This is a genomic window from Paenibacillus sp. FSL H3-0302 (assembly GCF_037982245.1).
Taxonomy (GTDB): domain Bacteria; phylum Bacillota; class Bacilli; order Paenibacillales; family Paenibacillaceae; genus Paenibacillus_AQ; species Paenibacillus_AQ odorifer.
Genome location: NZ_CP150284.1, coordinates 2,895,142 through 2,921,662 on the forward strand (window position 1 = coordinate 2,895,142; position 26,521 = coordinate 2,921,662).

The 26,521-nt window shown below is 44.0% G+C and carries 30 protein-coding genes and 1 riboswitch; of the genes, 20 read left to right on the top strand and 10 right to left on the bottom strand.

Translation table 11 applies throughout. The annotated features are described in order from the left end of the window. The first annotated feature begins 382 nt into the window (after window positions 1–382). The 4 genes from asd to MHH50_RS12745 all read left to right on the top strand — a co-directional run bounded on the left by asd (window position 383) and on the right by MHH50_RS12745 (window position 3,094). Window positions 383–1,468: an aspartate-semialdehyde dehydrogenase gene (gene asd / locus MHH50_RS12730; RefSeq protein ID WP_036686293.1), complete on the top strand. Its 1,086-nt coding sequence runs from the start codon at window positions 383–385 to the stop codon at window positions 1,466–1,468. Between the two features lie 121 nt (window positions 1,469–1,589). Further along, window positions 1,590–1,988, top strand: a complete 399-nt coding sequence (locus MHH50_RS12735) for a hypothetical protein (protein WP_340034399.1) — start codon at window positions 1,590–1,592, stop codon at window positions 1,986–1,988. Window positions 1,989–2,104: 116 nt separating this feature from the next. Next, window positions 2,105–2,287, top strand: a complete 183-nt coding sequence (locus tag MHH50_RS12740; RefSeq protein WP_036686296.1) for a DUF3934 family protein — start codon at window positions 2,105–2,107, stop codon at window positions 2,285–2,287. 114 nt (window positions 2,288–2,401) lie between these two features. After that, window positions 2,402–3,094, top strand: coding sequence for a pseudouridine synthase (locus MHH50_RS12745; protein ID WP_076218199.1), 693 nt, complete (start codon window positions 2,402–2,404; stop codon window positions 3,092–3,094). Here the strand turns inward: MHH50_RS12745 and thiE are convergent. From thiE to MHH50_RS12775, 6 genes are read right to left on the bottom strand one after another with little or no spacing between them, the layout of a single operon-like run. Further along, entirely contained in the window at window positions 3,075–3,731 is a 657-nt protein-coding gene (gene thiE / locus MHH50_RS12750) for a thiamine phosphate synthase (protein WP_081383238.1), read from the bottom strand. The two genes, MHH50_RS12745 and thiE, sit on opposite strands and share 20 nt — an antisense overlap. Continuing rightward, a complete protein-coding gene (gene thiD / locus MHH50_RS12755) occupies window positions 3,721–4,551 on the bottom strand; it encodes a bifunctional hydroxymethylpyrimidine kinase/phosphomethylpyrimidine kinase (RefSeq protein WP_340034400.1) in 831 nt (276 codons plus the stop codon). The genes thiE and thiD overlap by 11 nt, the downstream gene beginning before the upstream one ends. Window positions 4,552–4,574: 23 nt before the next feature. Next, entirely contained in the window at window positions 4,575–5,369 is a 795-nt protein-coding gene (gene thiM, locus MHH50_RS12760; protein ID WP_076279796.1) for a hydroxyethylthiazole kinase, read from the bottom strand. Window positions 5,370–5,410: 41 nt separating this feature from the next. Continuing rightward, entirely contained in the window at window positions 5,411–6,448 is a 1,038-nt protein-coding gene (locus MHH50_RS12765; protein WP_076279797.1) for an ABC transporter substrate-binding protein, read from the bottom strand. Beyond that, complete coding sequence (locus MHH50_RS12770) at window positions 6,445–7,221, bottom strand: ABC transporter permease (protein ID WP_081387256.1); 777 nt, start codon at window positions 7,219–7,221, stop codon at window positions 6,445–6,447. The genes MHH50_RS12765 and MHH50_RS12770 overlap by 4 nt, the downstream gene beginning before the upstream one ends. Further along, complete coding sequence (locus tag MHH50_RS12775; protein ID WP_175619994.1) at window positions 7,202–7,897, bottom strand: ABC transporter ATP-binding protein; 696 nt, start codon at window positions 7,895–7,897, stop codon at window positions 7,202–7,204. Before MHH50_RS12775 ends, MHH50_RS12770 begins: the two co-directional genes overlap by 20 nt. Before the next feature lie 198 nt (window positions 7,898–8,095). Next, window positions 8,096–8,199, bottom strand: a riboswitch (TPP riboswitch). Between the two features lie 222 nt (window positions 8,200–8,421). Here MHH50_RS12775 and MHH50_RS12780 point away from each other — a divergent pair. The 3 genes from MHH50_RS12780 to MHH50_RS12790 are packed head-to-tail and all read left to right on the top strand — an operon-like array spanning window position 8,422 to window position 10,746. Next, window positions 8,422–9,258 carry an amino acid ABC transporter substrate-binding protein gene (locus MHH50_RS12780; protein ID WP_076183478.1) on the top strand — a complete coding sequence of 279 codons (837 nt, stop codon included), beginning with the start codon at window positions 8,422–8,424 and terminating at the stop codon, window positions 9,256–9,258. A gap of 53 nt (window positions 9,259–9,311) precedes the next feature. Beyond that, complete coding sequence (locus MHH50_RS12785) at window positions 9,312–9,980, top strand: amino acid ABC transporter permease (protein ID WP_036686309.1); 669 nt, start codon at window positions 9,312–9,314, stop codon at window positions 9,978–9,980. A gap of 13 nt (window positions 9,981–9,993) precedes the next feature. Then, a complete protein-coding gene (locus tag MHH50_RS12790) occupies window positions 9,994–10,746 on the top strand; it encodes an amino acid ABC transporter ATP-binding protein (RefSeq protein WP_076189904.1) in 753 nt (250 codons plus the stop codon). 95 nt (window positions 10,747–10,841) lie between these two features. Here MHH50_RS12790 and MHH50_RS12795 read toward each other — a convergent pair whose 3' ends face one another. Next, the gene (locus MHH50_RS12795; RefSeq protein ID WP_076125959.1) at window positions 10,842–11,498 is read right to left on the bottom strand and encodes an S-layer homology domain-containing protein; all 657 of its coding nucleotides are present in this window, start codon (window positions 11,496–11,498) and stop codon (window positions 10,842–10,844) included. A gap of 318 nt (window positions 11,499–11,816) precedes the next feature. Between MHH50_RS12795 and MHH50_RS12800 the strand changes: the two genes are divergently transcribed. After that, window positions 11,817–12,296 carry a transcriptional repressor gene (locus tag MHH50_RS12800; RefSeq protein ID WP_036686314.1) on the top strand — a complete coding sequence of 160 codons (480 nt, stop codon included), beginning with the start codon at window positions 11,817–11,819 and terminating at the stop codon, window positions 12,294–12,296. Between the two features lie 73 nt (window positions 12,297–12,369). Here the strand turns inward: MHH50_RS12800 and MHH50_RS12805 are convergent, their stop codons facing one another. Then, window positions 12,370–13,050 carry a TIGR00266 family protein gene (locus tag MHH50_RS12805; RefSeq protein ID WP_036686316.1) on the bottom strand — a complete coding sequence of 227 codons (681 nt, stop codon included), beginning with the start codon at window positions 13,048–13,050 and terminating at the stop codon, window positions 12,370–12,372. Window positions 13,051–13,212: 162 nt separating this feature from the next. Here MHH50_RS12805 and MHH50_RS12810 point away from each other — a divergent pair, with 162 nt between their 5' ends. Together MHH50_RS12810 and MHH50_RS12815 are read left to right on the top strand one after the other, a co-directional pair. After that, complete coding sequence (locus MHH50_RS12810; RefSeq protein WP_076125962.1) at window positions 13,213–13,419, top strand: hypothetical protein; 207 nt, start codon at window positions 13,213–13,215, stop codon at window positions 13,417–13,419. A gap of 61 nt (window positions 13,420–13,480) precedes the next feature. Further along, window positions 13,481–14,212 carry a class I SAM-dependent methyltransferase gene (locus MHH50_RS12815; protein WP_076183484.1) on the top strand — a complete coding sequence of 244 codons (732 nt, stop codon included), beginning with the start codon at window positions 13,481–13,483 and terminating at the stop codon, window positions 14,210–14,212. Window positions 14,213–14,317: 105 nt separating this feature from the next. Here MHH50_RS12815 and MHH50_RS12820 read toward each other — a convergent pair whose 3' ends face one another. Continuing rightward, complete coding sequence (locus tag MHH50_RS12820; protein WP_076135544.1) at window positions 14,318–15,136, bottom strand: AraC family transcriptional regulator; 819 nt, start codon at window positions 15,134–15,136, stop codon at window positions 14,318–14,320. A 277-nt stretch (window positions 15,137–15,413) separates the two neighbouring features. On the opposite strand from MHH50_RS12820, the gene MHH50_RS12825 reads away from it, so the two are divergent. The 6 genes from MHH50_RS12825 (at window position 15,414) to MHH50_RS12850 (ending at window position 20,674) form a co-directional block, all read left to right on the top strand. Then, complete coding sequence (locus MHH50_RS12825) at window positions 15,414–16,181, top strand: sugar phosphate isomerase/epimerase (protein WP_076125967.1); 768 nt, start codon at window positions 15,414–15,416, stop codon at window positions 16,179–16,181. Continuing rightward, a complete protein-coding gene (locus tag MHH50_RS12830; protein ID WP_036686323.1) occupies window positions 16,174–17,271 on the top strand; it encodes a Gfo/Idh/MocA family oxidoreductase in 1,098 nt (365 codons plus the stop codon). The genes MHH50_RS12825 and MHH50_RS12830 overlap by 8 nt, the downstream gene beginning before the upstream one ends. A gap of 22 nt (window positions 17,272–17,293) precedes the next feature. Continuing rightward, the gene (locus MHH50_RS12835) at window positions 17,294–18,364 is read left to right on the top strand and encodes a Gfo/Idh/MocA family oxidoreductase (protein ID WP_076125969.1); all 1,071 of its coding nucleotides are present in this window, start codon (window positions 17,294–17,296) and stop codon (window positions 18,362–18,364) included. A gap of 34 nt (window positions 18,365–18,398) precedes the next feature. Then, entirely contained in the window at window positions 18,399–19,367 is a 969-nt protein-coding gene (locus MHH50_RS12840) for a sugar phosphate isomerase/epimerase (protein ID WP_339190717.1), read from the top strand. Window positions 19,368–19,372: 5 nt separating this feature from the next. Continuing rightward, window positions 19,373–20,344: an aminoglycoside phosphotransferase family protein gene (locus MHH50_RS12845; RefSeq protein ID WP_076275885.1), complete on the top strand. Its 972-nt coding sequence runs from the start codon at window positions 19,373–19,375 to the stop codon at window positions 20,342–20,344. A gap of 72 nt (window positions 20,345–20,416) precedes the next feature. After that, on the top strand, window positions 20,417–20,674 hold the full coding sequence (locus MHH50_RS12850) for a DUF2164 domain-containing protein (protein WP_076125970.1): 258 nt from the start codon (window positions 20,417–20,419) through the stop codon (window positions 20,672–20,674). Window positions 20,675–20,693: 19 nt separating this feature from the next. Here MHH50_RS12850 and fabV read toward each other — a convergent pair whose 3' ends face one another. Next, window positions 20,694–21,884 (bottom strand): enoyl-ACP reductase FabV, encoded by a 1,191-nt coding sequence (gene fabV / locus MHH50_RS12855; protein ID WP_340034402.1) that lies wholly within the window; start codon window positions 21,882–21,884, stop codon window positions 20,694–20,696. 180 nt (window positions 21,885–22,064) lie between these two features. On the opposite strand from fabV, the gene MHH50_RS12860 reads away from it, so the two are divergent. The 4 genes from MHH50_RS12860 (at window position 22,065) to MHH50_RS12875 (ending at window position 26,497) form a co-directional block, all read left to right on the top strand. Beyond that, window positions 22,065–23,027, top strand: coding sequence for an aminoglycoside phosphotransferase family protein (locus MHH50_RS12860; RefSeq protein ID WP_076190157.1), 963 nt, complete (start codon window positions 22,065–22,067; stop codon window positions 23,025–23,027). A gap of 67 nt (window positions 23,028–23,094) precedes the next feature. Further along, the gene (locus MHH50_RS12865) at window positions 23,095–23,634 is read left to right on the top strand and encodes an HXXEE domain-containing protein (protein ID WP_076125975.1); all 540 of its coding nucleotides are present in this window, start codon (window positions 23,095–23,097) and stop codon (window positions 23,632–23,634) included. 139 nt (window positions 23,635–23,773) lie between these two features. Next, window positions 23,774–24,841, top strand: coding sequence for an ABC transporter ATP-binding protein (locus tag MHH50_RS12870; RefSeq protein ID WP_076125977.1), 1,068 nt, complete (start codon window positions 23,774–23,776; stop codon window positions 24,839–24,841). 189 nt (window positions 24,842–25,030) lie between these two features. Beyond that, on the top strand, window positions 25,031–26,497 hold the full coding sequence (locus tag MHH50_RS12875) for a family 43 glycosylhydrolase (protein ID WP_340034403.1): 1,467 nt from the start codon (window positions 25,031–25,033) through the stop codon (window positions 26,495–26,497). The last annotated feature ends 24 nt before the right edge of the window (window positions 26,498–26,521 follow it).

Here is a 26,521-nt window from a genome sequence, read left to right on the forward strand (position 1 = left end):
CGCAGATTCCTGATTTATGCTCACCAATCGCAAATAGATGTATTTCCTACAACTATATGCTATAAAATGCTCTGCAGATGCGATTTAGTTGCATTTCTTACATCTAAAAGTTCACTTAGAGGGCATTTCCATTATTTTTCGGGGAAATAGTTGTAGAGAATGCAGTTAAAGAGTTGTCTAAGCAGAAAATATACTTATAATTGTACTGAGTGCAGCTATTTCTTTTATTAGCATGAGTGAAATTCTATATAATCCGCTAAAAATAAAATTTTTAATGTTATTTTGATGTTAACACTCGCCAAATGTTCCCGCGCCGTATATCATTAATTATCGGCCTATTATTCACAATAGGACAGTTAATCAAAAGGAAGTGTATTTTCTGATGTCAAGAAAGCTAAGAGCCGGCATAGTTGGCGGCACAGGTATGGTAGGACAACGTTTTATTGCCCTTCTAGAGAATCATCCTTGGTTTGAAGTAACTGCGATTGCTGCCAGTGCTAGATCTGCTGGAAAAACGTATGAAGAATCGGCCAAGGGCAGATGGAAGTTATCTACTCCAATGCCTGAGAACGTAAAGAATATTATGGTCCAAGATGCTTCTAAGGTAGAAGAAGTTGCTGCGGACGTGGATTTGATTTTTTGTGCTGTAGACATGAAAAAAGATGAGATTAAAGCGCTCGAAGAGGCTTATGCTCGCACCGGAACACCAGTAATCTCCAATAACTCAGCGCATCGCTGGACGCCTGACGTGCCTATGGTCATTCCTGAGATTAATCCGGAGCATCTTGAGGTTATTGCACAGCAAAGAAAACGTCTGGGAACAGAGACAGGTTTCATTGCGGTTAAACCTAACTGCTCCATTCAAAGTTATGTGCCTGCACTTCATGCGCTCAAAGACTTCAATCCATCTAAAGTGGTGGTCACCACCTACCAAGCCATTTCTGGTGCAGGAAAGACTTTTGCAGACTGGCCAGAAATGCTGGACAACGTGATTCCTTACATCGGTGGCGAAGAAGAGAAAAGCGAGCAAGAGCCTTTGCGGATCTGGGGAAGTGTTCAAGAAGAGGGTATCGTAAAGAGTGAAGCGCCAACGATTACTTCGCAGTGTATCCGTGTGCCTGTAGCGGATGGACATATGGCTGCTGTATTTGTTTCTTTTGAGAAAAAACCGTCCAAAGAAGAGATTCTGAATCTCTGGAAGAGTTTTAAAGGACGTCCTCAGGAGCTTGAACTGCCTAGCGCACCTAAACAGTTCATTACCTATTTTGAAGAGGACAATCGTCCACAGACCAAGCTGGATCGTGATATCGAGAACGGAATGGGCGTATCGACGGGCAGACTTCGGGAAGATGCCCTCTATGATTACAAATTCGTAGGTCTCTCCCATAACACCCTGCGCGGAGCGGCTGGCGGTGCTGTGTTGATCGCTGAGCTTCTGAAAGCAGAAGGTTATATTCAACCGAAATAAGTCCATGCATGAGCTGCAAAGCTGATGTGAATAGACACCTCATCAAAGCTTAGTCTTTGGTGGGGTGTTTTTATTTTAATTTTGAATTTGGTAAAATAAGTTATGGAAGGAGAGGATACCATTGAATAAATATTTATTAGCTTTTATATGGTTACCATTAATCCTGTTTACAAGCGGTTGTACATCATCAACTCAAGAGGAACAAGAGTATGGAGTGTCCTCTATAAATGCCGAAATTCCTATTCCGAAGAATGCCAAAGAAATCGTAGTGATAACAAATTCAAATAACCCTAATATAAAAATTGGAGCAAAGTACGAGTCGGATAATATAGGGGGAGAACAAGGTCTTTATCGGCCTGACGGCTATTTTAATAAATTAAACGATGCTGGATGGATAGAGCTGGAGGACAAGCGGTTAGGACATGTGCATTTTTTTGAAAAAAAGGACACCGTCATCGCCATCGAAATACATCAGGATACCTTTGATATTCATGAAATGAATAAAGATGCTAAATTCTAAACAGTGGCTAGTTAGATGAAGCATTTGTTATTACTTAAACAGAAAGGTTGAGAGTGTGGTAAGATAGGTAAAGTGTATAAACTATACGAATTCTGAATGACTGACGGAGTGATATGATGGGTGCAAAAAGTAAAGGTGGCGGCACAGGCAGAGGTACGGGGAGTAAAGGCTGGACACGCTGGAACAAAACAGCAAAACCAGTTAAACCTGCAAAAGGTGACCCAACGACGGGTCCAGGTGCTAAAGGTGCAGGTGGAAGCAAGGGCAGTAACGTGAAAAAAAGCGGAAGCACCAAATAGCTCCCTTAAACTGGGTTATTCCTGAAGGTTAACATCTGATTTTGATCGTTAAAATCAGGTGTTTTTTTATGACTAGAGGTAAGGTAAGTATATAGAATGAAAGTAGGATCAGCAGTGAGAATCGATAAATATATAAGCGAAACAGGCTTTTGTTCCAGAAGGGAAACCAAACGATTAATTGCAGCAGGTCGAATCGCTGTAAACGGTATTGTCTGTGAGGCGAACATTCTTATAGAGCCAGAGGATATCGTATGGATCGATGGGGAGCCGATAACAAGCAGTAAAGGGGAGCCAGTGTATCTCGCTTTGAATAAGCCGATAGGTATTACCTGTACAGCAGCCCCACATGTGGCTGGGAACATTATTGATTTTGTAGGGTATCCTTCACGGATCTTTGCGATTGGCAGATTAGACAAAAACTCGGAAGGCCTCATTTTGTTAACCAACGATGGAGAGATTGTAAATAAAATGATGCGTTCCGAGAATGGGCATGAAAAAGAATATGTAGTTCATGTAGACAAACCGGTTACGTCAGAATTCTTACAAGAGATGTCTAGCGGCGTGAACATTCTGGGAGTCACAACGAAACCTTGTGAGGTCTATCGGATCACAGAATGTCAGTTTAGAATTATCCTAACTCAAGGTCTTAATCTGCAAATACGCAGAATGTGCAAGGAGTTAGGATATAGAGTACTAAAGCTGGAGCGCATAAGAATTATGAATATTACATTAGACGGCTTGGAGCTGGGACAATGGCGGCATTTAAGCAGTGAAGAGCTGTATGAGCTTATGTCCCGCTTAAACTGACTTTGTCAACGAAGCCTCTGGCAGTTGTGGTAATATCTTCAGCTCCGGCAATCGCTGAGATAACAGAGATCCCATCCGCACCAGCTGTTAATACTGGTGCAACATTTTGCAGCGTGATTCCCCCAATGCCAACCAAAGGGATGGTAATGCCTTTATTTCTTAGTTCTTCAATCATCGCAGTGCCTTGAACAGCTTTGGCATCCTCCTTGGATGACGTAGGATAAATGGGACCCACGCCCAGATAGTCGGCTCCATCGGCAATCGCCTGCTGAGCTTCAGCGAAGGAGTGAGCGGATACACCAATGATTTTATTCTCTCCAAGTAGCTGGCGGATCGCCAATGCAGGGGTATCCTCCTGTCCTACATGAATTCCGTCCGCATCAAGTGCGATCGCTAAATCAATGTCGTCATTCACGATAAAGGGCACGCCATTGGCATGACAGATCTTTTGAAGTCGTCTGCCAAGATTAAGTCGTGCCTTATCGCTTAAGGATCCGGTACCCTTTTCACGGAATTGAAACATGGTTATGCCCCCAGCTACCGCTTCCTGCAGCACCTTAACGGGAGCTTTACGGCAATTTACGCTGCCCATTATGAAATAGACTTTTAATAGATCTCGCAGATGTTCACTGTTCATTCGTTGCACTGTTTATCCCTCGCAGTCTGTTTTGATAAGCAAAATGATTGGTTGGTCCATGCCCAGCCCCTATGCCCAGCTCGTCCTCAATCGCCGCTTGTATAAATGCTTTGGCAGTTTGAATGGCCTCAGCTACGGATTTGCCTTTGGCTAGCTCGGCGGTGACCGCTGCTGAATAGGTGCAGCCTGTACCATGCGTATGTCTGGTCTGAATCCGGCTACTCTCCAATAAGGTATATTCCTGACCATCATATAGAAGATCGGTTACGGCTGTGGTTGAGGTATCATGCCCCCCTTTTAGCACTACATATTTGGAGCCCATGCCATGAATGATTTTGGCTGCTTTTTTGCGTTCTTCGATGGTGGAGATCGTCATCTTTGTGATCATTTCGGCTTCGGGAATATTGGGTGTCGTCACCAATGCTAAGGGCAGCAGATGGCTGATTAAGGATTGAACCGCCTCCTGCAGCAGCAGTGTGGACCCTCCTTTAGCGACCATCACAGGATCAATTACAAGATTAGACCAGCCGTAATACTTAATTTTATCTGCCACAATGCGGATGATGTCGCTGTTAAATAACATCCCGGTCTTTACGGCATCTGGTTGCAGGTCAAGTCCTATAGAATCAAGCTGCTGATCTATAGCTTCCAGAGTCACTGGATAAACCCCTTGGACACCCAGCGTATTCTGCGCTGTCACAGCTGTGAGGACGGACATGCCATAGACAGAAAGCTCTTGAAAGGTTTTTAGATCGGCCTGAATGCCAGCACCACCGCCGCTATCGGAGCCGGCAATGGTTAGAGCTTTGGATATAATCATCGAATACACTCCTTTGAGGGTCATTAACTGAGCTGTTTGATGCTAGATCTTTCTAGGAAGACTTCTGGCGTGACACATGTCAGTTGATTTAGAAACTCAACCTGAAAGCTTCCCGGCCCTTGACCAGTTGTTAGTTCAGCGGCGATTTCAGCGGCTACTCCATAGAAGGAGAGAGCTTCCACTGCGGCCTCCAACGAGGCACCGCCACTTACCGCGAGAAATGCACCCACAACAGCACTGAGCAAGCAGCCAGTTCCTGTAACCTTCGTGAGAATAGGGTGACCGTTGCTGGAAATATAAGTGTTTTTTCCATTCGTGATCACATCGTCTTTTCCAGTTATGATGACCACACAGCTTAACTTCCTCGCAGCAGCTTCAGCCAAAAGGACTACATCGCCTTCACCTTCGCCAGCATCCACCCCTTTAATGGACCAACTCTCCCCAATCACATTAGCGACTTCAGCCACATTCCCCCGCAGTGCGGTGATTTGCATCTCATTCACTAGCTTTTGAGTGACAGCGGTCCGATAAGAAGTTGCGCCTGCACCTACCGGGTCAAGCACTAGGGGAACCCCGTGTTTATTAGCGGATTTACCAGCAAGCAACATAGATTGAATGGCGTAGTCATTGAGTGTGCCTATATTTAGAACTACAGCAGACGACATAGCGGCGATGTCGATCACTTCTTCGTGGGCATCCGCCATAAAGGGAGAGGCACCCAGCGCCAACAGACCGTTTGCTGAGAAATTGGCTACTACAATATTAGTGATGTTGTGGATCAAGGGGTTGGATTCCCGTACTTTGGCTAAGTAACTCATCATAATTCCTCCTCAAGCTTGTATGAATAACTAACTAAACGTTACAGATTGATAAAAGCTTCCTGTGCTTTAATATCTTCTGGTAGAAGATCGTTGGTGGATAACCACAGCTGAACCTTTTCCCAAGATGTCGGGTCTTGATAACCAAAAGATTGATCGCCAGCATTCATCAGTGGCAGTAGAATCTCAAGACTTTTTTTCTCAATCTCCTTGTCGAGCGGTGAAGTTGCATCTTCATGTGCAACCAGTAAATCCAGGGCTTGTTCAGGATTCTGCTCCACAAATATCTGTCCTTTTGTTATGGCATTTAGAAATTTTTTAAAGTAGGCTTCAGAATTTTGCAATCCTTGTTCGCTGGCCACCAGCACAAGCTCATAATAGTCAGGTACTCCGTAATCCGTTGGATTAAGCGAGGTGACCGGATGTCCCTCTTTTTCAAGGATCAGTTGTTCATGGTTGATGAACCCGCCCATTATTGCGTCCACTTGTCCTGTAGAGATCGCAGGGATAAGGTCAAAACCTACGTCAATTAGCTTGGCGGATGAAGGATCGCCTCCATCACTCTGGATCATTGTCCGAATCATTGCTTCATAGAGCGGAATGGAGGAATAGCCGATTTGTTTTCCTGCGAGCTCTTTGGGACTATGAATACTGCCTGCCTGAGGAACCATCAGATGATTCAGTGGATGCCGCACGATTGCTGCAATCGAACGTACAGGGATTTTCTCGCCGCGTGCCATAAGCACCTGAGGCTGATAATTGAGTGCTAGATCAATTTGATTTGCTGCTACAAGCTTTAGGGCGTCATTGCTGTCCGCAGGCATTTTGATCTCGACATCCAAACCTTCCTCTTGGAAAAATCCTTGCTGTTGCGCAGCGTATAGAAAGGAATGAACGGCATTGGGATACCAATCAAGCATAATCGTCAGCTTGTGTGACTGCTTATTATCGGTATTGGAGGAACCGGTTTGGGAGTTGTTATTTAGCTTGTCTGCCTTCCCGCAGCTGCTTAAGAGCAAAAGTGTGCATACTAGAAATACAGAAATAAGTCCTCGTTGTGGGGATTTTAAATGATTCATTGGTTAGATCCTCTTTTCTTTAAAAATAATTGTTCGAGTAAAGCTATCGCCAGAAAAAGTACAACACCAAGCGCGGACAGCAGAAATACAGCCGCGAACATTTCATCGCTCTGCATATTTCCGGCCATTCTGCGGCTGAAGTAACCGAGTCCTTTACTGCCGCCGAGCCATTCCCCGATAGTAGCTCCGATGACGCAGTATACAATGGACAGCTTTAAGCCAGAGAAAAAAGCAGGCAGCGCCAGTGGAATTTGGGTTTTGACAAGCAGCTGCCAGCGGTTTGCACCAAATGTTAATAATAAGTCCTTGTAGGTCTGGCCACTTGTACGAAGTCCATCAAATGTACTCACTACGACTGGAAAAAAAGCCGTCAAAAACACCACAGCCACTTTGCTCCACAGCGAATATCCGAACCACATAATAAAAATGGGCGATAGCGCAATTAATGGGACCGTCTGGCTAATGATAAGGAAGGGATAGATGGCCTTTTCTACGGGGCGAAACAGGAACATTCCAATACCCAGCAATACACCACAAACCACAGAAAGGACAAAACCTACCAGTATCTCCTGCAACGTCGCTAATAAATGTTGTCCGAATAACAATTGCCTTTGCTCGATCAATGCGATGCCAATAGATGAAGGTGCAGGGAGAATAAAGGCTGGAATCATGTGAAGGCGAACAGCTGACTCCCAGATTACAAGAATGAGCAGTACCAGAAGAAGGAAGGGAGCATAGTTGTCTAGATGTTTTTTAAAAGGTATAGGTTGCATGCAATCTTCGCTCCAACTCTGCCCGTAGTGCTATAAACCGGGGTTCATAGTTCATCTTATAATGTCTTGGTTTTGGTAGATCGACAACGATCTCCTGTAATTCGCTGTGCGCACCGCCAGATAATAAATAAATCCGGTCACTGAGCAATAGGGCTTCTTCCAGATCATGAGTGATGAGCATAATCGTCTGATTCAGTTCACCCCATAACTCCAACAGCCAACGGTGTATCTCACGTTTGGTCATGGCATCGAGAGCGCCAAAGGGCTCATCCAGCAGCATAAGACCACTTCCGCCTCCAGCCACTAAGGTGCGCAGAAATGCTACTCGCTGTTTCATACCTCCCGAAAGTTCATGGGGATAAGCCTTCTCTACATCTGTTAAGCCGAAGCGGGCCAACATTTCCCGAATCTGAGTGATCGTTTTCTGTTTACTAAATCTGGGCTTGATCTCCCAGGGCAAAAGGCAGTTATCGAGCACTGTTCTCCAAGGCAGCAATAAATCCTGCTGAGGCATATAAGCGATCTGACCTAAACGACTAGCGGTTGAGGGGAGCGTAGGGAGTTTTATTTTTCCATGAGTAGGTTCGAGTAAACCGGCAACCGTTTTGAAAAATGTGCTTTTCCCGCATCCGCTAGCACCTACTACGGAGACGAATTCCCCTTGCCTGATATCCATGGATAGATTTGCGAATACAGGGGGTTGTTCAGTTTCCGGAAAAGAGTAGGTTAGGCCTTGAATAGATAAAATGGTCGTGATGATCTAACCTCCTAATATTTTTGTGGAGCGCCTAAACAAATAAAGACCCATCCATTTCCAGAGGAAATGAATGGGTCAAAAAGTTCATTCTGCATAATAACACTTAACATGCTTGATGAAAATTCTGCTCCACTTCCCTCCGCTGGTATGATCCAGATCAGGTTCCAAGGGTCCGGAGCTTGAAGCTCCGTCTCAGTCGGCCGACTCCCCTAGTGAAATAACAGGTCCATATTAATTTGTTTATAAATATACCATATCTTTCTGAGAAGTAAAGAGAGAAAGAAGTGAAGGATTAATCCAAGATTGGGTAAGATATAAGTAGAAATCTAGTTAATATTACAATTCCGATGTATATAATCGGAAAAAAGTATTGACGATCATGTGATGGCAGTGTACTATTCAATTTACCGGAAAAAAACCGGATAGAGAGAGGGGATTTAATAATGAAAAAATGGAGTTTAACTATTATATTGGCGTTAACCGTGGTTCTTGTAGCGGCTTGCGGCAATAATTCGAATACCAATACGGCTGCTGAACCAACAGCTGGAACGAATGGTGGAGCAGCATCTTCAGCGCAAAACAGTTTGGAGGCTGTGAAGGCCAGCGGCAAATTGCGGATAGGTACAGAAGGGACTTATGCACCTTTTACTTATCATGACACTGCGGGGAAATTGACGGGTTTTGACGTGGAAATTGCCGAAGAAGTAGCCAAACGTTTAGGTGTTGAAGCTGAATTTTTTGAAACTCAGTGGGATGGTATTTTTGCTGGGATGGATGCGAAACGGTTTGATGTCATTTTTAATGAAGTTTCCATTAACGAAGATCGCAAAGTGAAATATGATTTCTCTGAACCCTATATTGTATCCAAGGCAGTATTGATCGTGAGCGAAAACAATGAGGATATTAAGACCTTTGCTGATCTAAAGGGTAAAAAAGCCGGACAATCCCTGACCAGTAACTTATCCGACATCGCTCGTGAGAACGGTGCTGAAATCGTAGCTACGGACGGTTTCAATCAAGCGATGGACCTGCTGACTTCGGGACGTATTGATGCAACTGTGAATGATGGCTTGTCTTATCTGGATCTGAAAAAACAAAAACCAGATGCAAAAATTAAAGTGGTTGATGAGATTCCTGAAGGCTCACAAAGTGCCGCGGTATTCCTGAAAGGCAATGATGAGCTGGTGAATGCGGTCAGTGATGCGATTAAAGAGATGAAAAGTGATGGAACGTACTTGAAAATTTCCGAGAAATACTTTGGAGCTGACGTTTCAAAATAATACAAGGCTAGCAAGGCTAATTAAGCCTAGAAGCTAAAAAGGATGTCTGAATAATGGATGACCGCAAAATACAAATTTTCTTAGATACACTGCTACCCCTGCTTAAAGCCGGGGTGGCTTTTACCATTCCGTTGGCGCTACTTTCCTTTGTGCTTGGATTGATTTTGGCGATCCTAACCGCGTTGGCACGTCTTTCACCGTGGGTAATTCCGAAGCTAATCGCCCGTTTTTATGTATGGGTCATTCGGGGAACCCCGTTGTTAGTGCAGCTATTTATTATATTTTATGGTTTGCCGGCTGTTGGTATTGTACTCGACCCTTTCATTGCCGCCACCATTGGATTTACCCTTAGCGTAGGGGCTTATTCATCGGAAATCGTACGCGCTGCTATCCTGTCGATACATAAAGGCCAGTGGGAAGCTGCCTTCTCAGTCGGGATGACTCGTGGGCAGGCTCTGCGCCGCGTAATTCTGCCACAAGCTGCACGCGTTTCTGTACCGCCGTTATCCAATTCTTTTATTAGCTTGGTCAAAGATACATCGCTTGCAGCGATCATCACCTATACGGAGATGTTTAGAACTGCTCAGCAGGTAGCCTCTACCACTTATGAGCCTCTGCTGGTATACTCCGAAGCAGGATTGTTTTATTTAGTGTTCTGTTCTGTGCTGTCGGCGCTGCAAAATTACTTGGAGAAACGACTCGATCGTTACTCTGCGACCTAAAGGAGAGATACTTGTGATTGAAATCATTAATTTGCATAAATCCTTCGGTGCACTCCAAGTGTTAAAGGGTATTGATCTGAAAATGGAGCATGGAAAGGTACTTGTCATTATTGGGCCATCCGGCTCCGGTAAAACTACACTGCTGCGCTGTTTTAATCTGTTGGAAATCCCGGATCAAGGCAGCCTGTCACTCGGGGATATCACCATCAATTTTACAGATCATAAGAAAATTCCTCAGAATTCCGTATTAGCTCTTCGGCAGAAAACAGGGATGGTCTTTCAATCGTATAATTTATTTCCGCATATGACTGCGCTAGGCAATGTGATGGAGGGACAGGTAACTGTCTTGAAACGAACCAAGGAAGAAGCGCGTAAGCGGGGCCTTCAACTGCTGGCTAAGGTGGGTTTGGCTGATAAAGCTGATAACTATCCACATCAGCTGTCAGGAGGACAGCAGCAGAGAGTGGCCATCGCCCGGGCTATGGCAGTAGATCCAGAAGTGCTGTTGTTTGATGAGCCCACTTCGGCGCTCGATCCCGAGCTGGTAGGGGAAGTGCTTAAGGTCATCAAACAATTAGCAGCAGAAGGTATGACTATGGTGATTGTGACCCACGAGATGAAATTTGCCGCCGATGTAGCGGACCGGATCATTTTGATGGATGGCGGTCATATCTTAGAGCAAGGAACTCCGCAAGAAGTGCTGGAGCATCCGAAGAATCCCCGGGCTCTGCAATTTCTGAATAGACTGAATGGTGAAGAAGAGTAGAAAGACAATATATATGAAAAAGCAGCTCGGGAATCATCCGGAGCTGCTTTTTCGTGTGTAGATTATTCAAATGAGAAGAGTAACTGAAATTTGGCTTATCCTCCAGTTTTCAGGAACTCCAAAGCGTTGTAGAGCATAATCGCAGCTTCGGCACGGGTGAGTTCGCTTTTTGGATTAAACTTTCCGTTAGCGTCTAGAGTATTGATCTTGTATTTCAGGGAGCGCTGAATACTGCCTTGATATGCAGGGGTCAGTGACGCTTCATCAGCGATATCTACTGGAACGATATTGATCATCGGCAGATTACCTACGCCTTCGATCGCTTGCACTAGATAGTTAGTGAATTGCTCTTTGGTCATAATTAGGCTAGGATCAATGTCTTTTGGTAGCTTAACTTGATTGTAATAAGCATTGATAAAGGCTTCAGCGTACCAGGCTTTGTCTTTTACTTTTGTGAACAAGCCGCTGGCAACAGGAGCTTTGTTAAAGTCAATGGCTGCGAGGCTGAGCTGAAGACCGCCGGAGATAAACTGAATCCCTTGGGCTGTAGTTACCTTAGAGCCAGGGAGAAATTGAGATTCGCTGACACCTTTAATTAACCCTTGATTTTTTAAAGAAATGATTTTTTCTTTGCCGTTTATGTTATCAATATCCTTAAAGGTGTTCCCAGCTGCAAACATCTGACCACCCAAAGAAAAGGAGAAAATGGCTACGGTTGTGATCGCTGCTAGTGTGCTTTTTTTCATGTTCATGTCTTTTCACCTCGTTGTATGGATAGGCTCCTTAGCCTTTGTCACTCCTTTAACGTTGTAAATTATGGAAAGGTTGCGGTCTAATCTGTATTATTTCACGAAAAAGTAGATTTTAATAGAAATATAGGCCAGATTGGGGTGTAGTACTTTGGATAAGTGGCATGAAATGATATAATGATGTCAGGCTCTTTTCATTCGTGGTTAATTTTGTTATGATTATATCGTAACGATTACTATTTATGGTTTGTCTTAACTGCATAAATAGGAGCGTCTCAGAGGGTACGGATGTTAAATCGTTCCGGGAAGGTAGGAGACCAAATGGATCAAATATCAAATATCAGTCAATTGTTTGCGGCGCAAAAATATAAATTAACGCCTCAGCGTGAAGCTATAGTGAACGTTCTGCTCGACAATGAGAAGGATCATTTAAGCGTAGAAGAAGTATATATGCTTGTTAAGAACAGCTATCCACATCTGGGCCTGGCAACGGTATACCGTACACTTGAGCTTTTATGTGAGCTACACATTGTAGAGAAGATGAACTTCGGAGACGGAGTTGCCCGTTACGATTTGCGCGGGAACGATCATTCGCATATGCATCATCATTTGATATGCAGCGTATGCGGTCGGTTGGAGGAAATTAAGGACGACTGGCTTGTGGAGCTGGAGAGAAGAGTGGAACGTGAATATGGCTTTAACGTCACGGATCACCGCCTTGATTTCAAGGGTACTTATGGAACATGTAAACGTACTGGCTGCAAAAAAGCAAAAGCAGAAGCAGATAAAGCAGTCTCGTAAGATTGCTTTCTAACCTAAAGACACAGGCTTTCTCTAAGCCTGTGTCTTTTTTGATTACTGCGTTCTAGGAAGTCTAGCTTCGAGTAGGTACAAAGGATTTGATCCACGTTCCGAAACTGCCAGGGTTACGGCTCTGAACGAGAATTACACCTTCTCCACGGAAGCGGCAGACAAGTGCTTCACCACTGGTTATGCTGTTAAGCCAGCCAGAGGCTGCCTTTTCCACCTTGTAGTCCATATAGTCTGGCCATGCTACGAGGTGTCCGTTATCGATAATCATTTCTTCACCAGGTCCTAAATTTATTGCATGGATAGCACCGAAGGAAGACAGGAACACCGTTCCTCTGCCACTGATTTCTACAATGAAGAAGCCTTCACCGGAGAAGAGCCCTCTGGTTAAATTCTGCATTTTGGTATTTACTTGAATGCCTTCAGTTCCGGCGAGAAATCCGTCTTTTTGAACTAACAGTTTATACGATCCGTCTAATTCTATCGCCTGAATATCGCCGAGTGAGCCAGGTGACAGCAATACCTCACTTTGACCACGGGTCGCTCTAAGTTCTTGAAAGAAGAATTTCTCACCGCTCAGCATTCTCCCGAGACCGCGCATTAAACCACCATCCACGGTTCCTTTTAATTCTACGTTAGGTGACATCGCGACCATTGCGCCCATTTCAGCCTTTACGCTTTCACCGGGATTTAGTTGGACCTTTAACATAGCAAAAGCACCTTCATACAAAACCTGGTAATTCATCCTTTAAACCTCCGCATCTATTTAGATAAGATAGAATACTAGCTTTGCTCTAAGTGTAACGGAATTCTTGCTTCGCTCATAGTCTGGAATATGTTAAAATGAAGTTGTCTTATAGATGTAAGATCAATAATCATTCACCCATGAATAGGAGAGTGGTGTCACATGGCACGAACCAAGACACAAAAAGCCTTGCGTAAGGCAGAGCGCTCCGGAGCCTGGTGCGCAGCACAGAGTCGTAGATTGAATAGTGATTATGGAGCCATTTCACAGCATGTACGATTAACACCAAGCAAGCAGGAACAATTGAATAAGAATAGATATAAGGGGCAGATCTTCCAAGATGATGCTCCTTTTTTATTGGCTATTTGATAAGAGAACATCGCTCAGCGTATAGTAATTGAAGAAATAATATATAGGAGATGTATCCCTGATGAAACAAAATAAATATGACGATTCGAATTTCTTCTCCGCCTACCAGCAAATGCCCCGTTCTATTGGAGGGCTTGCAGCAGCAGGAGAATGGCATGTATTAAAGGCGCTTCTTCCAGACTTACATAATAAAAGTGTGCTTGATCTAGGCTGCGGCTTCGGCTGGCATTGCCTATATGCCCGTGAGCAGCAGGCGAGTTCAGTTATAGGTGTGGATATCTCTGAAAAAATGCTGCAACAGGCGCGTGAAAAAACGAACGATCCTGCTATAACTTATATCCAGCTGCCGATTGAGGACATTGATTTTACGAGCGAGCAATTTGATGTGGTCCTCAGTTCATTGGCTTTTCACTATATTGAATCTTTTGCAGCCATCTGCCGAAAGGTGCATTCGTTTCTTAAGCCTGGCGGGAGTTTTATTTTTTCAGTGGAGCATCCAATCTTTACTTCACGTGAAGAGCAAGACTGGTATGCCGATGAGCAAGGCAACCGCCTGCATTGGCCCGTAGATCATTATCAATCAGAAGGACTTCGTGAAACTAAATTCTTAACAGAAAATGTGATTAAATACCATCGCACGATTTCCACCTACTTTAATGACCTGATTGAAGCTGGCTTTACTATTAAAGCGGTTAAAGAACCAAAGCCTTCAGAAGAAATGAGTAATGATCCTTGGATGAAGGATGAGGAGCGTAGACCGATGTTCCTGATCATTTCGGCTGTAAAAGAATAATCTCATGCTCACGAGTTATATTCGAATATAGAAGCAGGGGTTGTCCTAAAAGTAGCTTTTTCTACTAAGGGACAACCCTTTTGCAATGAAACGGGTTTACTTCATTTACACCTGTTCTCTGCTGTGCACACGATATTCTCTTGGTGACATCCCGAAACGACTTCGGAAGACCCGGTGAAAATAGGTGTAGTTCGCAAAACCACAAGTTTCTGCTACTTGCTCCAGCGGCATGGGACTGAAGGTTATCCGTTCTCTGGCCATTTCCAGTCGGACATCGTTTACATATTTAATAATACTGGTCCCAAAGGCTTCCTTAAATAAATGAACGGCCCGCGAGACGGATATACCCACAAAACCTGCTACATCCTCCAATAGAAAGGGTAGGGTTGCGTGCTCCTCAACATATTGCTTCATTCGGTATGCCAGATAACCTTTTGGAGTAATTGCTGGCTGGTCTGTAATTAGCCGGTCGATTTCCATACATAGAATTTGCAGATAGCAGGCAGATATTTCTGGAGAGAAGTCGGAAAGTCGACGGTGCTCCAGAATCAATTGGCGAAACAAGCCAAGAAAATTCTCACTAAGCGGCACACTTAGGCGAGTGGGTCTTTGTGAACGTTGCCACCATTCATCAATCCATGTTCCTCCGCAAAAGATATGATAATCTCCGCTTTCAATTCGTGGCTTGCCTACAGGGTACTCTTCTTTATCTATGATCAAATAGTAAGGATCATTTGGAGCGAATAACATAATATCCCCGCTTTCCACAGGTGACATCACACCATCGATCAATGCACGGCTTCTTCCTTCTGTTTGCAGACGTATAAGAAAGTTCTGGTTCCCTTGACTTTGAGACATATGAAAAGGCTTGCGATGAAAAGAAAATCCGGCTGATAATACGTGACAGGTAGCAGAATGAGTCATAGGTCCTCCTGGGTGTATTGAAATGATAAGCAGATTGTTCATGTTTTAATCATATTATTCATTTTAATATATACGCTTTCATATTACTATGTAGCTAAGCAATAAAGAAAGAAATCGACCATCAACGCTAGAAACAGTCGGTATTAGCTGTGCTTACAAGAATGACAGTTTAAGGAAACTGATGTGAATCAGATTAGTCAATTCTGTTACAGCATTATTGTTCAAGTGATTGTCACTACAGAAAGCTAACTTTAAATCCAATTGGAGTGATTCGAAAATGCTGAAGATAGGCCTGCAATTGTATACGCTCAGAGAAGAACTGGAACAGGATTTTGAAGGGACATTGCGTAAAGTAGCAGCCCTTGGTTATAAAGGTGTGGAGTTTTTCCATTACTTCGGCCGTAGCGCAGCAGAAGTCAAACAATTGCTTGATGAACTTGGACTAGTAGCGCTGGGTGCACATCGTCCCTATGACGCGTTGTTGAATGATACAGAGGCAGAGATCGCGTACAACCTGGAGATTGGAAATCATCATCTAATTGTGCCGTATCTGTCAGAAGAACAACGTAACTATGAAGAAGTTGCTGCGAATCTGAAGATTATTGGAGAAAAGTGTAAGGCGCGTGGAGCGGTTCTTTTGTACCATAATCATGACTTTGAGTTAACTGATCGATATGGTGACCGTACAGCGTTTGACGGTTTGTTTGAAGAGGTGCCGGCTGATTTGCTGCAAGTTGAAATGGATACATGCTGGGTACATCACGCAGGTTATGATGCCGTAGAATATATCAACAAATACGCTGGCCGGTTGCCAATCATCCATCTTAAAGATTTGAAGAAACATGAGGATGGTTCACCGGAAACGGTTGTTCTAGGCGAAGGAGAAGTAAACCTTACAGCAATTCTTGATGCGGCTGTACAGGCAAAGGTAGAGTGGGCGGTAGTGGAGCAGGATTATTGCAGCCGTTCACCATTAGGAAGTGTAGAAGATAGTTTGAAATGGGTAAAAGCATACGCTAATCAAGGGGGAAATGTTCATGTCTAAAAAGTTGAGAATTGCTATTGTCGGTTGCGGTGGAATTGCTAATGGAAAACATATGCCAAGTTTGTCACGTCAAGCAGATGCTGAAATGGTAGCCTTCTGTGATATCGTCGAAGAACGTGCACAGGAAGCAGCAAAAACCTATGGTGCTGAAGGCGCGGCTGTATATACAGATTATCAAGAGCTTTTGAAAGCCGGAGGATTCGATATCGTGCATGTATGTACACCGAATGACAGTCACTCCGTGATCACAATCGCAGCATTGGAAGCTGGCAATCATGTAATGTGTGAGAAGCCAATGGCGAAGACTACAGCTCAAGCACAGGAAATGTTAGAGGCTGCCAAACGCACTGGCATGAAATTGTCTGTAGCTTATCAGAACCGTTATCGTGCGGATAGTGAATATCTTAAAGACGTTTGTGAAAACGGTGAGCTTGGTGAGATCTATTATGCAAAAGCGATTGCCGTTCGTCGTCGTGCGGTTCCTACATGGGGCGTATTCCTGGATGAAGAAAAGCAAGGCGGCGGTCCGCTGATCGATATCGGTACGCATGCGCTTGATCTAACATTATGGATGATGGACAATTATAAACCGCGTAGTGTTATGGGCTCGACTTTCCATAAGCTCGGTAACCGTAAAAACGGCGGAAATGCCTTTGGTCCATGGGACCCTGAACAATTTAAAGTAGAAGATTCAGCATTTGGATTTATTACCATGGAAAATGGTGCTACAATTGTACTGGAATCAAGCTGGGCTCTTAATGTATCTGAATTTGGAGAAGCGAAGACGCTCCTAGCAGGTACAGAGGGTGGCGCAGATATGAAGGACGGGTTACGCTTAAATGGTGACCGTGGTGGCCGTCTGTACGAGACTAAAATTGACTTGTCCGCAGGGGGAGTAGCTTTCTTTAACGGAGGACAAGAGAGTGAATCCGATCGTGAAGCTCGCTTGTGGCTTGAAGCAGTTCGGGAAGATAAAGAACCAGTAGTTAAACCTGAACAAGCCCTTGTCGTTACCCAAATTTTGGAGGCTATTTACGAATCTTCCCGTACAGGTCGTGCTGTGTATTTTGACGGAACATCAGATAACTAAACGAGAAGCAGGTGTGAAGTTCATGAGTTCAAACAGACATTCTGTAGTCATTGTTGGTTTTGGAGGAATGGGAAGTTATCACGCAGGATTGATAAAAGAGACCTCTACCTTAATCGTAGTTGGAACGTACGACGTGCTTGAAGCACGTCGTACCAATTCCAACGACGCTGGCTACAAGGCGTACCAAAGTTATGAAGAAGTATTGGCAGATTCTTCGGTCGAAATTATTCTAATTGCCACACCGAACGATGTGCACAAAGAAATTGCGATTCGTGCATTACAAGCTGGCAAACATGTCATTTGTGAGAAGCCAGTTGCTCTATCTAAGGTTGAATTTCAAGAAATACTGGCGGCGGCTGATCAAGCTGGACGTGTGTTTATGGTGCATCAGAACAGACGTTGGGATGAAGATTTTTTAACCATCAAAAAAATGTACGACGAGGAGACGATTGGATCCCTATTCCAGATCGAATCCCGCGTGCACGGAGCGAACGGAATTCCTGGTGACTGGCGTCATGTTAAGGCACAAGGCGGAGGGATGCTGCTGGATTGGGGCGTTCACTTATTGGACCAGCTATTATTCATGATTGATAGCAAAATTACCAGTGTGAGCAGTAGTCTAAGCTTTATTTTAGGAAACGATGTCGATGATGGTTTTGAAGCTATTCTGCAATTTGAGAATGGAATTAAAGCGATCGTAGAGGTTGGGACGACTAACTTTATTACATTGCCAAGATGGTATGTGAAGGGTATCGAAGGCACTGGAATTATTGAAGACTGGTCTTTAACTGGAAGATTGGTGACCAGAAATAACGCAGGTGAAAAAATCGAACCGAAGCCGATTCGTGCAGGTGTAGGACTAACTAAAACTATGGCACCTCCATCGGAGGGGGCAACGATCACTGAGGAATTACCTCAGCCGTCGGAGTTAAGCTCTAGCTTTTATGATAATTTCGCTGCTGTCATTGAGGGTACTGCAGAACCTATCGTTAAGAACGCTGAGGTTATGCGGGTACAGAATTTGATTGAAGTTATTTTTGAAGCTGCTGAGAGTAATCAAGTGGTGAAGAATTTTGATATCTACGATAAATAATAAGTAAACTATTTCCAAGAGGAGGTGGCCTACAATGAAACTTGGAGTATTTATGGTCTTGTTTGGAGGTCGTAAGCTGGAGGATGCTCTTGATTACGTAGTATCCAAAGGGCTAAAGGCGGTAGAAATCGGTACGGGAGGCAATCCTGGCAACAGCCACTGCGACCCTAGAATGCTGCTGGAGAATGAAACAGCCTTACAAGAATTCAAACATGCCGTGGAATCTCGCGGACTTACAATCAGTGCTTTGAGCTGCCACGGTAACCCATTGCACCCGCAAAAAGAACTTGCTCAAAAGGATCATGAGGATTTCGTAAACTCGGTCAAATTGGCGCAGAAGCTAGGGGTTCCGGTTGTGAATACCTTCTCTGGATGTCCTGGAGATCATGAGGGTGCTAAATATCCGAACTGGCCTGTAGCTCCATGGCCCAATGATTATCAAGAAATTCTGGACTGGCAATGGGAGAACAAGGTTATTCCTTATTGGAAAGAATGGGGTGCCTTTGCCGCTCAGCATGATGTAAAGGTAGGTCTTGAGCTGCATGGCGGATTCTCTGTACACACACCAGGTACTCTGCTGCGGCTGAGAGAAGCAGCAGGTGAAGTGATCGGTGCGAACCTTGATCCGAGTCACATGTGGTGGCAAGGAATTGATCCTGTGCAAGCGATTCATATTTTGGGACGCCAAGGTGCAATCCATCACTTCCATGCGAAGGATACCGTTATTGATCCTGTGAATGTCAATATGCACGGATTAACTGATATGCAGTCGTATACCAAGATGCTTGACCGTGCTTGGCAGTTCCGTTCTGTCGGTTTTGGACATGATCTTAAGACTTGGGCTGACATTATTAGTGCACTTCGTTTGGTTGGGTATGACTATGTGGTTAGTATTGAGCATGAAGATGGGCTGATGTCTATTGAAGAAGGTTTCTCCAAAGCTGTAAGTAACCTTCAACAAGTATTGATTGAGGAGCCACTGACAGAAATGTGGTGGGTTTAAACGAAATGGAGAGCTTCACGAAAGTTAAATTAAATGATGAACAGCTGGATATTTTGGTGAAAGCGGTTTTCGGTTCAGAAACTGCGGTTAACCTTAGTTCAGAACTTACGGGAGGCTTTTTTAATACAGCCTATGATTTGGAACTCAGCACTGGGAAATCTGTCATTCTAAAGGTTGCCCCTGCTGTAGAGACAGATACGTTAAGTTACGAGAAGAACATTATGCGAACTGAAGTGGAAGCTCTCCGTATGGTTGCAGATAAGGGTGTTGTGCCCGTGCCTGCCGTCTACCATTATGATGAAAGTCTGCTGCTTATTCCTATTCCGTATTTCTTTATGGAAAAGGTGGAGGGCCAGCCCTACAGTGATGTGAAGGAGAGTCTTTCACTTCCGGAGAGAGACGCTATCGAAACGGAGCTGGGGCGTTACAATCGCATAATCAATGAGATACGCGGAGAACGTTTTGGCATTTTTGGAACGGATTCAGAGGAGCCAAGAGCCTCGTGGAGAGAGACCTTTTCATGCCTGATGGAAAGTGTACTTGCTGATGCCAAGAGGCTGAATGCAAAGCTACCTGCGTCCTGTGAAGAGATTATGCAGGAGGTTTCCAAGTATCTCCCTGCATTAGATGCCGTAACCGAGCCACGACTGGTGCATTGGGATTTATGGAATGGGAATGTATTTGTGAAGGATGGAGTCATCGTATCGCTGATTGACTGGGAGAGAGCCCTGTGGGGCGATGTGCTGATGGAGTATTATTTTAGGCATTTTGAGAATTCTGCCAGTTTCTATAAGGGGTACGGAACAACCTACGACAGTCCGAACGAGATTCAGCGGAAGAAGCTTTATGATCTTTATCTTGATCTTATTCTTACTATCGAATGTTATTCACGCAAATATGCAGACGAAGGTTATGTCCGTTGGACGCATGATAACTTGACTGAGGGTTGGAACCGTTTTAAAGGCAGCAGTGAATAAAGGTTATAGGTGTGAAAAATGACGTGCGAAAGCACGTCATTTTCCTGTATCTAATTAGATTGGAGGATTACCATGCAGCCGTTAAAAATACCGAGAGAACATAAGCTTCAGATTACAGCTAGTATTCAAGAATATTTTGATACAGAGCTGTCCAGTGAAATTGGGCAATTAGCCAGCGAGAACCTTCTCGATTTTATGCTCAAAGAACTTTCGCCTTATATTTACAATCAAGCGTTGGCAGATGCACGAAAAATGATTGAGCAAAAGATGATTTCTCTGGAAGAGGAGATTTATGCTCTCGAACAACCCTTATCCTCAGGCAGAAGATAATCCGAAAACACGATTAATTTTAGCGCAGATTTATAACAGTTACGTCTGGATCAGTATCAGCTTCGTAATTTACACCTTCAGTCTCGAATCCAAATAGCTGGAAGAATTCCTGTTTATAGCTGTGCAGATCCGTTAGGTCGTAGATATTGTCTGAAGTAAGCTGGTCCCAGATTTCTATAACTTCTTGCTGGACTGCCGGAGACAATTCCCAATCATCTATACGGATACGCCCTTCTTCATCCACAGGAGTTCCTTTCGCTGCGTAGAGATGTTCAGCAAACAACCGATAGGTTTGCTCAATACAACCTTCATGAAGACCGTGCTCTTTCATGACTTTGTAAAGGGCGGAAATATAGAGGGGCACGACAGGAATCGCCGAGCTGGACTGTGTGACAAGACCTTTTGTGACCGCTACATAAGCTCTACCGTGAGTAACAGATAACGCTTCGTTAAGTGTTCTTGCCGTAGCTTCGAGATGGTCTTTTGCAAGTCCAATCGTTCCCTGGCGATATACGGCTTGAGTAAGCTCTGATCCGATATACGAATAAGCAATAGTGGTTGCGTGATCAGCTAATACTCCGGCTTGCTGGAGTGCTTCTATCCATAACTGCCAATCATCACCGCCCATCACCCGTACGGTATCATGAACTTCCTTATCGGTTGCGGGTTCGATGGAGATTTGAGTGACTTCACCGGTATGAAAATTTACAGTTTTGTTGGTAAAGGTGTCGCCAATAGGTTTGAGAACAGAGTTATATACTTCACCTGTCTCCGGGTCTGTACGGCGCCCAGAAGCAACACTGTAGATGACCAAATCGACTTGTCCTAATTCGCTGCGGATCAGCTGAATCGTTCTTTCTTTGGTCTCTTTGGAGTAAGCATCTCCGGTAACGCTGTAGGATTGCAGACCTGCAGACTCCGCAAGTTGTTCGAAGGCGGCGGAATTGTACCACCCAGCAGAGGCTGTACGGGCTCCATTGCTGCTGCTCGGCCGATATACGCCTACTGTGCTGGCTCCAGCCCCAAAGGCGGCTGTAACCCGTGAGGCGAGGCCGTAGCCTGTGGATGCGCCAATGACAAGCACCTTCCGGGGTCCTTTGATCGCGGGTTGTGCCTTAATATACTCAATTTGCCGCTCGACTTGACGAGCGCAGCCTTGCGGATGTGCGGTTGTACATATAAAGCCACGTGTTCTAGGTTTTATGATCATAATAATAGTTTCCTCTCTTTCATGAAAAGCAGCTAATGATACGTGTTATTTCTAATTTTAACAATTTTCATTCCAATGGAGAAGGATTGTTTATCTTTCTTGGATCAAATACAATGAATCCCGGGCTTTTATGAGGTTGGATTTTTGCATTTTTACTTAACTCTGTATGGTGGTGAAGTCTTGGAAAGTCAGACTAAAACAAAATTGACGGTTGAGCAGCAGGACATCCTGGTGGGTGCTGCTTTTGGAAGCCATGTGAAAATCATTCAAAGTACGGAATTGACGGGAGGTTATTTCAACGCAGCTTATGACCTCCTATTGTCAGATGGCAGAGCTACGATCCTTAAAATATCGCCATCCGATGAGACAGACACGCTAAGTTACGAGCACGATATCATGGCTACAGAGGTTGCGGCAATGCAGCTAATGAAGTCTAAAGGAACGGTACCTGTGCCTGAGGTATACGCTTATGATAACAGCAGAAATTTAATATCGAGTGACTTTTTTTTCATGGAGAAAATAATCGGCCAGCCCTATAATGAAATTAAGGAAGAGCTTAGTCCGCAGCAAAGAAGTTGTATTGAGGAAGAATTAGGTCGTTATAGCCGGATTATCAATGAGATTCAAGGGGATCATTTCGGATTATTTAATGTATCCTCGAAGATAAAGGGGACTTCTTGGCGGGAAACCTTTCAAAATTTGATTGGCAACCTCCTTGATGATGCTCGGCGCTTAGAGGCAAAGATGCCCATTCCTTTAGAAAAGATTGAGGCGGAGATTAACAGCCGTATACATGTGATGGATGTGGTCACTGAGCCACGTTTAGTTCACTGGGATCTATGGGATGGGAATGTGTTTGTGCGAGAGGGAAGCATTGTTGCCTTAATCGATTGGGAACGGGCGTTATGGGGCGATCACCTTATGGAATATTATTTTCGCTATATTGAGGATTCTGAGCATTTCTGTAGAGGTTATGGGGACAGCTTTGATAGCCCTAATGAATGTGCACGCAAAAAACTCTACGACTTATATATCGATTTAATTTATTTCATTGAGTGTTATTCGCGTAAATACGATAGCCAAGGCCATTTCCAGTGGGCACAGGATAATCTGCTGGAAGGTTGGGAACGTTTCATGGGTTAGGACATTTTCAGCAAGATTACAACATAAGAAGGTAAGGAGGCTGAGCAGGAGAAGGGAGAGGATTCTCATGTTTGAGTGGCTAAGTGTACATATAGATATCGTAAGTTTGCTGTGGCTGTTGCCGATCCTATTTATGTTTCATGATTTTGAAGAAATATTAACGATTGAAGCATGGGGGGCAAAGTATAGAACCAGGTTAGAGGACGCAATTCCTTCGTTTATGCGCAAGACGTATCATTCGATGTTACAAATGACTACACGTAATTTTGCAATGGACGTATTATTCGTGTATATTTTTATAGTGACGGTAACTTGTATTGCAGTATTCTTTTCTAATTACTTATTGTACTTGGCAGTGCTTGCGGTATTTTTCTTACATGTATTTACTCATCTAGGACAGACGATATATTTAAAGATATATACACCAGGGGTAGTTACAGCAGTACTAGTAGTTCTTCCCTATTCTCTTTATGCGTATTATCGACTATTGAATGACAACTTGGTATCTCTTGGAGATATCGGATGGTCTCTGCTGTTAGTTCTTTTGCTGCTTCCGCCAATATTGTGGTTGTTAGTGAAGAATAGAACTCGCATTAAACAGAACTAGTACATAAGGCTGCTGCTGGCCATATCTTTTTCAGAAAAATCTTGACTAGAACCCTTAGAACTAGATAAAATAATACTTATTGCTTACAACTTGGTGAGAATCATTATCATAATTGACGAGGAAATGAGAGGGTGACAAGATGGAGCGCCTTTTAGAGGTAAAAGATCTAGCGATATCATTCAAAACACACGGTGGAGAAGTACAAGCGATCCGTGGTGTTAGCTTCCATGTAGATAAAGGTGAAACTCTAGCGATTGTTGGGGAATCCGGTTCCGGTAAAAGTGTAACTTCACAAGCGGTAATGAAGTTAGTTCCAACGCCGCCAGGAGAATATAAACGTGGACAAATTTTATTTGATGGACAAGATTTGATCGGTAAGTCTGAGAAGCAAATGCAGAAGATTCGTGGTAAAGAGATCGGTATGATTTTTCAGGATCCGATGACTTCCTTGAACCCGATGATGAAGGTCGGCAGACAAATTACTGAAGTACTGCACAAACATGAGAAAATCTCCAAAGAAGCTGCCAATAAACGTGGGGTTGAACTGCTTACGCTAGTAGGTATTCCTTCACCAGAGCGCCGCTTCAATCAATATCCGCATGAGTTCAGTGGCGGTATGCGCCAACGTGTCGTTATCGCAATGGCACTTGCAGCAAACCCTAAGCTTCTGATTGCGGATGAGCCAACTACAGCGCTCGACGTTACCATTCAGGCACAGATTCTTGACCTGATGAAGGAATTGCAGAAGAAGATTGATACGGCGATTATTTTTATCACCCATGATCTTGGTGTTGTAGCAAGAATGGCGGATCGTGTAGCGGTAATGTATGCCGGACAAATTGTTGAAATGGGAACTGCAGAAGAGATCTTCTACGATCCAAGACATCCTTACACTTGGGGATTGCTTGCATCCATGCCAAGTTTAGAGAGCAAAGGTTCTTTGCTTACCGCTATTCCTGGTACCCCTCCAGATTTGATCAAACCGCCTAAGGGTGATGCCTTCGCACTTCGCAGCACCTATGCTATGCAAATCGATATGGAGAAAGAGCCTCCAATGTATAAGGTTTCGGATACCCATATGGTGAAGTCTTGGTTAATGCATCCGATGGCACCTAAGGTGGAACCGCCGACAGTCGTTAAGAATAGACAACGTATACTTAAGAACGCTTATCCAGAGCCAGTTTTAGTGCAAGAAGGCGCTAAGTAAGCAACTTGTTTTAACTAAATAATAAGAGGAAACGCTAGGCCATTTAGTTGGCTTAGCGTTTTTTTTATTTTCTACAATGTTCACTATTATTTAAATAAATATGAATTAATACGAACTTAATTAAATAAAAGGGTTGACTATTTATCGTTTTCATCTCAAAATGAAAAGGCATACATAGGGGGTATAACGATGAAGAAGATAATTATTACTACTTTACTTAGCGTTTCATTATTAGCTGTAACCGCGTGCAACAACGACACGGCTAATTCTGGCAACACAAACAGCGGACCTGAGCCTGTTCAGCCTGTCTTCAAGAATGTTTCTGTACATGATCCTTCCATTATTTTGGCTGATAATAAGTACTATGTGTTTGGCTCACATTTGGCTTCTGCTAAATCCGACGACCTGATGTCCTGGACTCAATTGTCCTCTGGAGTTGTTGATGGAAACGTACTCATCCCGAATGTCAAAGAGGAATTAAAAGAGGCCTTAACCTGGGGAAAGACGGACACTTTATGGGCACCGGATGTCATTCAATTGGCGGATGGTAAATATTATATGTATTACAACGCGTGTAAAGGTGATTCCCCATTATCAGCACTTGGTATAGCCGTGTCAGACCATATTGAAGGACCTTATAAGAACAAAGGGATCTTCTTAAAGTCAGGTATGGTGGGTGTAGGCGATGACGGAGAAACTTATGATGCCACACAAAAGCCGAATGTTGTAGATCCGGATGTGTTCTTTGATAAAGAAGGCAGATTGTGGATGGTGTATGGTTCTTATTCCGGTGGTATTTTTATTATGGAACTGGATACAAGCACAGGATTCCCACTGCCAGATCAAGGTTATGGCAAAAAGCTTCTAGGCGCAAATCATGCGCGGATAGAAGCTCCCTATATGCTGTACAGTCCTGAGACGGATTACTACTACCTGTTCCTATCCTACGGGGGGCTGGCTGCTGATGGCGGATATAACATCCGTGTAGCTCGCTCGAAGACACCTGATGGACCATTTGAAGATTCTGAGGACCAGGATATGATCGATTCACAGGGCACAGCTGGCGTATTGTTTGATGATCCTGCTTATGCTCCTTACGGAGTTAAACTCATGGGGAATTTCGAATTCCTGAATAATGACGATGAGCTCCCAGTAAGTGGGGAAGGATATGTATCACCAGGACATAACTCCGCATTTTACGATGAAGAGACTGGCAAGTATTATTTGATCTTCCATACACGGTTCCCGAATCGTGGTGAAAAGCATGAGGTTAGAGTACACCAGATGTTCATGAACGCTGATGGCTGGCCGGTGGTCGCACCACACCGTTATGGTGGCGAGACCATTGATAAATATACGAAAGAGCAAATCGCAGGCGAATACAAATATGTGAATCATAATAAAGAAATTACGGCAGATATCGTGCAATCGGAGCTAATTCAATTGACGAAGAGTGGTAAAATCAAAGGCGCAGTAAAGGGCAAGTGGAAGCTTATCGACGATCATACTGCAGAGTTAACGATAGGTGGTTCTACTTATAAGGGTGTGTTCCTGAAAGAGTGGAATGAAGCTACAGCCAGTAATGTTATGACGTTCACCGCGGTTTCTAATGAAGGGATCTCTATCTGGGGAAGTCATGTATCACCTTCGGAATAAGATAGTTTAAAAGGATTAACAGCA